We start from the raw sequence: 2016 nt of genomic DNA, 5'->3' as shown, positions 1-2016 counted from the left end.
GCCATAGCCTTGAGCCTTATAACTCCCGTTGTGGTCTCCTCCATGCCGCCGAGTATCTCTTCCGCAAGCTGGGGATACTCCTTGTGTATCGTTGAGATCAGGTCTGCCCCGTCGTCTATAACTATGTGGGGCTTCTTCTCTATAACAGCCTTTAGGTGGGAATAGTAGGTGTCTCTATCCTCTCCCCTGATAGCGAATACGGGTACCCCGTAGTGTTTGACGAGGGCGGCTGCCACATCGTCCTGGGTTGAGAGTGGGTTTGAGGCGGTCAGATAGACCTCTGCACCCCCCTCCTTCAGAGTTAGAACGAGGTTTGCCGTCTCTGTTGTAACGTGCAGACAGGCTGATATCCTCACACCGCGAAGCGGTTCTTCCTCTTTAAATCTTTCCCTTATGCTCCTGAGAACGGGCATGTCCATCTCAGCCCACTCAATGCGGTTCTTACCCTGGTCTGCGAGAGATAGATCTTTGACGTGGTAATCCATAGGACCCTCCGGGTTTTTTGTTTTATGGCGGAGCCGACGGGATTTGAACCCGCGCCCTCCGGCTTGACAGGCCGGCGTTCTGACCGGGCTGAACTACGGCTCCAGCCAAGCTATTATTATATCCTCTTAGAGGAGATTTTCAAAGCTACAATCTCAGCAACAGGACAACCGCAAGGAGGCACATCCCTACAGCATAAGCCACAAGGAGCTGGACAGAGACGCTGTAGAGGTATCCCATCAGCAGACCCCCAGCTAAGGCGCTCAAGCCGTAGGAAAAGTAAAAGAGGCTGTAGCCTCTCCCTCTCGCCTCCACAGGAACAAGGAGGGCTATGCCGGGCCTCATTATGGACTCCTGCACTCCGAGGCTCACTCCCCAGAGAAGAACGCCAAGCCAGAAGGCGTGGGAGCTCCCCTGAAAGAGAAGGAGGTAGGGCAGGCTCAAAAAGATACCGAGGGCGAGTGCCCTGAAGCCTATCCTGTCAAAGAGAAAGCCAAAGAGGAGTGCTGATAAGGCATCGGAGAGCATGGCTAAGGCATAAGAGAGGGGAATCTGAAAGTCGGGGAGGTTTAGATGGAGCTTTGAGTGGTAGCTTATGAGGGGAAAAGGGACAAGGGAAAGGGCTATCAGAGACGAAGCGGTTAAGTAGATGTAAAACCTTATACCTCCAGCACCTGTCCCTACCTCCTTCTTTTGAAACCCCTCCCGAAAACTCCTTCTTGCTACCAGCAAGAGCACCATGGCAAGCAGGGCGGGGATGAGGAGGAGGGAAAAGAGGAGCCTGTAGCTTGAGGTCAGGAGGAGGACGAGACCTGCGAGCAGGGGACCGAGAGTGGCACCCAGCTGGTCCATGAACTCATGGATACCAAAACCCTTTCCATGACCGACCTTTGCAGTAGCCAGCGAAAGCAGTGCATCCCTTGAAGGACTCCTGATAGCTTTGCCAAGCCTCTCAAGGGAGACAAGGAAGGCTGCAAGATGCCAGTTGGGTACGAATGCGAGGAGGGGAACTGAAAGGAGTGAGAGACCGTAGCCACCTATGGTAAGGAACCAGTAAGCTTTGAACCTGTCAGCTATATAGCCAGATATCAGCCTGAAGAAGTGGGCAACGAACTCCGAAAGACCAGAGACAAAGCCGACCGCAACGGCACTTGCTCCAAGCGTGGCCAGGTAGGGTCCAAGAACGCTCCTCGCTGTCTCATAGGTGGCGTCGGAAAGAAGGCTAATGAGCCCCATCAGAATTATGAAGGAGTAAGCTTTCCTCCTTTCCAAACCCATCCTCCAATGGATAGTGTGGCATACTAAAATCTATGAGCGTCGTAGATAAGCTTATCCACAAAAACGAAAGCAAGATGCTCCTCGTGGTTCTTGACGGTCTTGGAGGACTTCCCGTAAAAGAGGGAAGTTCAGAGCTTGAGCTCGCCCGGACCCCTAACCTTGATACCCTCGCCAGAGGTTCAGCCCTTGGGCTTCACATACCCGTTGATTGGGGTATCACTCCCGGTAGCGGTCCCGGACACCTGGGTCTCTTCG

At 53.5% G+C, this 2016-nt stretch carries 2 protein-coding genes, 1 tRNA gene and 1 pseudogene; 1 reads left to right on the top strand and 3 read right to left on the bottom strand.

All coding sequences use genetic code 11. The annotated features are described in order from the left end of the window. From AC1HCM_RS04900 to AC1HCM_RS04890, 3 genes are all read right to left on the bottom strand, one after another. A partial coding sequence (locus AC1HCM_RS04900) for an adenosylhomocysteinase (protein WP_479460653.1) occupies positions 1-485 on the bottom strand: 485 nt, incomplete at its 3' end. 25 nt (positions 486-510) lie between these two features. Further along, positions 511-588 (bottom strand) — tRNA-Asp (locus AC1HCM_RS04895). A gap of 42 nt (positions 589-630) precedes the next feature. Then, entirely contained in the window at positions 631-1761 is a 1131-nt protein-coding gene (locus AC1HCM_RS04890; RefSeq protein WP_479460652.1) for an MFS transporter, read from the bottom strand. Between the two features lie 32 nt (positions 1762-1793). Between AC1HCM_RS04890 and AC1HCM_RS04885 the strand changes: the two are divergent. After that, positions 1794-2016: pseudogene (locus AC1HCM_RS04885) on the top strand (2,3-bisphosphoglycerate-independent phosphoglycerate mutase); the annotation flags it as partial.

The organism is Hydrogenivirga sp. (assembly GCF_056450045.1).
This window is presented reverse-complemented; position numbering and strand designations above follow the sequence as displayed.